At 74.9% G+C, this 5,310-nt stretch carries 6 protein-coding genes; 2 read left to right on the forward strand and 4 right to left on the reverse strand.

Features of this window, described 5'->3' with window-relative positions; genetic code table 11:
- Nucleotides 1-207 precede the first annotated feature (207 nt).
- Nucleotides 208-1,341: an acyl-CoA dehydrogenase family protein gene (locus FHP29_RS02165; RefSeq protein WP_158296446.1), complete on the reverse strand. Its 1,134-nt coding sequence runs from the start codon at nt 1,339-1,341 to the stop codon at nt 208-210.
- Between the two features lie 52 nt (nt 1,342-1,393).
- Here FHP29_RS02165 and FHP29_RS02170 point away from each other — a divergent pair, with 52 nt between their 5' ends.
- Nucleotides 1,394-2,452, forward strand: a complete 1,059-nt coding sequence (locus tag FHP29_RS02170) for an acyl-CoA dehydrogenase family protein (RefSeq protein WP_139621241.1) — start codon at nt 1,394-1,396, stop codon at nt 2,450-2,452.
- 44 nt (nt 2,453-2,496) lie between these two features.
- Here the strand turns inward: FHP29_RS02170 and FHP29_RS02175 are convergent, their stop codons facing one another.
- The gene (locus tag FHP29_RS02175; protein ID WP_158296447.1) at nt 2,497-3,243 is read right to left on the reverse strand and encodes a tyrosine-protein phosphatase; all 747 of its coding nucleotides are present in this window, start codon (nt 3,241-3,243) and stop codon (nt 2,497-2,499) included.
- A gap of 162 nt (nt 3,244-3,405) precedes the next feature.
- Here FHP29_RS02175 and FHP29_RS02180 point away from each other — a divergent pair, with 162 nt between their 5' ends.
- Nucleotides 3,406-4,047, forward strand: a complete 642-nt coding sequence (locus tag FHP29_RS02180; RefSeq protein WP_139621242.1) for a MarR family transcriptional regulator — start codon at nt 3,406-3,408, stop codon at nt 4,045-4,047.
- A 45-nt stretch (nt 4,048-4,092) separates the two neighbouring features.
- On the opposite strand, the gene FHP29_RS02185 is transcribed toward FHP29_RS02180, so the two are convergent.
- Together FHP29_RS02185 and FHP29_RS22120 are read right to left on the reverse strand one after the other, a co-directional pair.
- Nucleotides 4,093-4,917, reverse strand: coding sequence for an SDR family NAD(P)-dependent oxidoreductase (locus FHP29_RS02185; protein WP_205013808.1), 825 nt, complete (start codon nt 4,915-4,917; stop codon nt 4,093-4,095).
- Nucleotides 4,914-5,310 (reverse strand): PEP-utilizing enzyme (locus FHP29_RS22120; RefSeq protein WP_240044249.1); only part of this gene is annotated, 397 nt, incomplete at its 5' end. The genes FHP29_RS02185 and FHP29_RS22120, both read right to left, overlap by 4 nt.

Consider the following 5,310-nt stretch of genomic DNA (forward strand, 5'->3'; position numbering starts at 1 on the left):
GACGTCATACGTTCCGAGCCCTCCAGACCACCATTCGTATGACGCACCACCCCGCGCGCGGGGACGTCATACGTTCCGAGCCCTCCAGACCACCGTTCGGATGACATCCCACCCCGCACGCACGGACGTCATACGTTCCGAGCCCTCCAGACCACCGTTCGTATGACGCAACCCGCGGCAGCGGGGAACGCGCCGGTCAGCCGGCGCTCACCACCACCGGTCGCCGACGTCGAGGCCGTAGGCCCAGCGACCGAAGATGGACAGCGTCTGGTCGACGGAGTTGGCGGCGTTGGTGGCAGCGACCTGGGCGTCGCGCCAGGCCCGCTGGAGGGGGTGGCGCCGCTCCCAGGCCTCGGGGCCGGCCGCGTCGAGGAAGGTGCCGATGGCGCGGACGGCGCGCTCGGCCGCGAGGGACTGGTCGCGGCGGGCGCGGATGGCGCTCTCGGTGTCGGGCGGCTCGTTGCGCTCGGCACGCTCGAGGAGCCGCTCGAGGTGCCCGGTGAGCTGGCGCCAGGCGACGTGGAGGTCGGTGGCGGCGCGGGCGACGCTCGGGACGGTGGCCGCCGCGGGGTGGTCGGCCAGCAGCGCGTCGTACGCCCCCTCGGCAGCACCGATCACCGGCACGGCGACGGCGTGGGTGTGGATGACGCTGTAGGGCATCCGGTGCAGGGGCGCGACGTTCGCGGCCCAGGCCGGGTCCTCCTGGAGCATCCGCTCCCGCGCCCCGAAGGTCCGGTACGACGGCACGAAGGCGTTCTCGACGACGACCCCGTCGGCCGCGACGGCCCGCAGGCCGGTCGGGTCCCAGCGCTCCTCGATCCGGTAGTCGGCCGCGGGCACGAGGGCGCCGACGAAGTCGACCGGCTCGCCGTTGCCGTCGAGCAGGAGCGCGCCGAGGACCGCCCAGGAGGCGTGGTGGATGCCGGTCGACGTACGCCAGCGCCCGGACAGGCGGTAGCCGCCGTCGGTCGGGGTGAGCTGGCCGTCGGGGGTGTAGGACGACGCGAGCAGCGCGTGCGGGTCCGCGCCCCAGACCTCGGCCAGCGCGCGGTCGTCGAACAGCGAGAGGTGCCACTCGTGTCCGCCGAGGACCGAGGCGATCCAGCCGGTGGCCGGGCACGAGCGCGACAGCAGGCGCACGGCACGGAAGAAGGACACGGGGTCGGCCTCGAAGCCGCCGTACCGCTGCGGTCGCAGCATCCGGAAGAACCCGATCTCCCCCAGCCGCTCGACGACCCTCGCGTCCACCGCGCCGTTGATCTCGACGGCCGCGGCGTCGCGGGCCAGGTCGGGCAGCATCTCCCGCACCTGCGCGATGATCGCGTCGGTCGCCTCGCTCACACGTTCCTCCTCATCTAGGGTCGGTCTGACATCCCGAAGGAGATCAGCACCCTTGCACACCCACACTGCGCTGCGCGACCGCGTCGCCGACCTGGTCCCCCGCATCCGCGAGGAGGCCGCGCGCACCGAGGCCGAACGACGGATCCCGACCGAGGTCCTGGCCGCCCTGCTCGACGCCGGCGCGTTCGCCCTGGTGCCCGCCGCCGAGCGCGGCGAGAACGGCGAGCGCGAGGCCGAGGTCCTCGAGCTGGTGCGCTCCGTCGCCGCCGCCTGCGGTTCGACCGGCTGGGTGACGGCCGCGGGCGGATCCGTGCCCTGGCTGCTCGACCTCTTCCCGCCGGCTGCCTGGGAGCGGGTGCACGAGCAGGCGGTCGACCCGCTGGTCGCGTTCAGCCCGGAGACGGCCGGCCGGCTGACCGGCCCGGACGACGCACCCGTGCTCAACGGCACCTGGTCGGCGGTGACGGGAGCGGCGCACGCGTCGTGGCTGCTGCTCGGCGTACGCCGACACGAGGTCCCCGGCGAGCCCGGGCGGGCCGGCCTGGCGCTGGTGCCGATCGGCGACTGCGAGCTCTCCGAGCCCCTCGACACCGTCGGTCTGACGGCGTCGGGAGCCCAGGACGTCCGCGTGCGCGGCGCCGCGGTCCCGGTCGGCTCGTGGGCCGACGCCGAGCACCGCGCGTCCGAGCTGCGGCCGGTCGGGACGATCGTCGCGATGGCGCTGGTGGGTGCGGCGGCCGGCGCCCTCGTCACCCACCTCGAGCAGTCGCGGCAGCGGCTGGCCCTCTCCCACGGCGGCGAGGACGTCACCGCGCTCGACCTGTCCCCCGCCCGGATCGCCCGCGCCGCCTCGCTCCTCGACGGCGCCGCGCTCGTCCTGCGGGAGCAGGCGATCGGCCACCACGATCCCGACGACCAGCCGCGCGACCCCTTCGAGGACCAGTTGTACGCCGTCGACCGGGCCGTCGAGACGACCGGGCTCGTCTTCGCCAGCCTGCGCGCCCACGCGCTCGACAACGACGACCCGGTGGCGCGGTTGTGGCGCGACGTCCGGGTGGGCGGCTACCACGCGCGGGCGCTGATCAGCCGGCTGCGCGCCTTCGGCGGCTGACGCGGCCGACGCGGCCGACTCGGCCGACGCGGCTCGCTGAGCGGTCAGCCGACGAGCGCGGCGCGCAGGCCGGCGAGCTCGGCGTCGGTCAGGCCGTGGCGGAGCAGGAACTCGCCCCCGCCGCCGTACGTCGCCCGCAGCGCGTCGACGAAGGAGGCGATCGCCGTCCCGTCGACGGCGAAGACGCCCTGGCCGACGTTGGGGAGGTTCTGGTAGGCGGGGATGCGCACCAGTCGCTCACGCACCCGTGCCGCGCGCTCGGAGGTGAGCGCGTAGTCGGCGGCGATCGCGTCGGCCGGCACGCCGACCGCGTCGAGCAGGACCGCGGCGATGACTCCGGTCCGGTCCTTGCCGGCCGCGCAGTGGAAGAGGACGGCGTGCTGCTCGGGGTCGGCGATGATCCGGGCGGACTCGACGAACGCCTCGGTGCTGCCCGCCAGGAGCTGCCAGTAGAGCGCGCCGAGGTCGGCGCTCGTGCCCGACGGCACGACGACGTCGAGCAGGGTGGCGTCGGCCTTCCGCACGGGCAGGTTGACCACCCGTACGCCCGCGTCGCCGAGCAGGCCGTGGCCCTCGCGGGCGGCCTCGTCGGGCAGCCGCAGGTCGATCACGGTGCGCAGGCGTCGTACGTCGACCAGCTCGGTGACGTCGGCCGCGCACGCCTGCTGCAGGGTGCTGGCGCGGTAGGCCACCCCCGAGCGGGTCACCCCGCCGCCCGCGAGGGGCAGGCCTCCGAGGTCACGCACGTTGTCGACCTCCACCAGGTCGAGCCACCGGGTGGCCTCACTCACCGTGTCCACTGTTCCTCCGTAGCGATCGCACGCGGTTGACGTCGACCTCACCTTCCCCGGGGACCCCGCGCTGGCGTCCACTCGTCCCGCTGATCGGGAGAGACCGCCCTCACACGCGCGGATCGGGTGAGTCTCGGGGCACCGATCCGAGAGGAGTCCGCCATGTCCGTTGCCGAGCCCCAGCTGCCCCAGACCCCGCTGCTCAGCGTGCTGCGCGTCGTCGAGCTGAAGGGCAGGGTGCGCGCGACCGACGTCGCCACGCCCCTGGACATCGCGGTCGACGCCGCCGACGCCCTGCTCACCGACCTCGAGGCCGCCGGCCTCCTCACCAAGGCCGGCGCCGGCTACCGTCTCGCCGACGAGGGCCGCGCCCGCCTGGCCGAGCTGCTCGCCGCCGACGCGTCCGCGGTCGACCAGCCGAGCCTGGCCGCGGCGTACGACGACTTCTGCGTCGTCAACGCCGACCTCAAGACCATCGTCACCGCCTGGCAGCTGCGCGCCGACGGCACGCCGAACGACCACACCGACGCGGCGTACGACGCCGGCGTCCTCGCCCGCCTCGCCGAGCTGCACCAGAAGGTGCTGCCGCTGGTCGAGCGGCTCGCGGCGATCGCGCCCCGGCTGGCGCGCTACCCGGCACGGCTCCAGCACGCGCAGGACCGGCTCGCCGAGGGCGACACCACGTGGGTGGCCCGGCCGATCCTCGACAGCTACCACACGGTGTGGTTCGAGCTCCACGAGGACCTGATCCAGCTCAGCGGCCGCACCCGCCTCGAGGAGGCCGTTGCCGGGCGGGCTCACTGAGCCGCCTCGTCCGGGCGTCGGGGCCGCTGGCCTCGACGCCCCGGGTCAGCGCACGATCGCGGGATTGACCGTCGGCGGACCGCCGAGCATCGGCCGGTGCGAGGGGGCCAGGCCGCCGTCGACGTCGACGACGCCCAGCTCGGCGGCGAGCTCCGCGTTGACCACGACCTGCCCGTTCCAGCTCGCCCGGTCGGGATGCTGCCACAGCGCGGCGACGACCCGGCCGGGGAGCTCGACGGACTCGGTGCGGGCGGCGAGATCGCCGTACTTGTCCGGGTCCGCCTTCAGCGCGGCGAGCGTCCGCTCGGTGCGCAGGATGCCCATCCACAGCGACACGGCTGTGACGCCGTGCGGCGCCAGGTCGATGCCGAAGTCGTGGGCCAGGCGGTCGACGCCGGCCTTCACCGCGCCGTACGCCGGCCCGTGCATGTAGCACCCGCCGCCGAAGGACGAGGTGTTGACGAGCAGCCCGCTGGCCTCGATGAGCAAGGGGGCGGCGTGCCAGGCGGCGACGTACGTCGAGCGCAGACCCACGTCGAACATCGACTGGTGCCCGAGCGGGCGCTCCCAGAACGGCTGGTCGTCGCCGAGTCCGGACGGCAGCGCGATGGCGTTGTTGACGAGGATGTCGAGACGTCCCTGCTCCTCCCCCACTCGGACGAACAGGGCCGCCACGGCGTCGTCGTCGGCGTGGTCGCAGACCACGCCGATCCCGCGTCCGCCGCGGGCGGTGACCTCGGCGGCCACGGCGTCGATCGACGCCGAGCGCCCGGTCAGGTAGACGGTCGCGCCGATGTCGCCCAGTGCCAGGGCGATGCCGCGACCCGCGCCGCGCGAGGCGCCGGTGACGACCGCGATCGGAGCCCTCACGCGCCGGCTTCCGCGGCGTCGGCCCAGGCCAGCAGCCGGGCGAGGTACGGGTCCTGCTCGGCCGCGACGGTCTCGATGCGCCCGGCCCAGACCTGGCCGGTGCCGCCGTCGACGGTGATCTCGCGACCCACCAGCGACTCGACCGTGCCGGCGCCGCACCCGACCACGCAGGGCCGGGCGATCTCGCGGCTCACGACCGCGGCGTGTGAGGTGGCGCCGCCGTACTCGGTGACGATGGCGCGCGCGGCGAGCATGCCGTGCAGGTCGTCGGGGGAGGTCGCCGAGCGCACGAGGACGACGTCCTCGCCGGCCTCCGCGCGCTCCTCGGCCTCGTCGGGATCGGCAACGGCGACGCCGTACGCCAGTCCCGGACAGGCGGACTCGCCGACGGCG

It is taken from the genome of Nocardioides albidus, from assembly GCF_006335005.1.
Classification (GTDB): Bacteria; Actinomycetota; Actinomycetes; order Propionibacteriales; family Nocardioidaceae; genus Nocardioides; species Nocardioides albidus.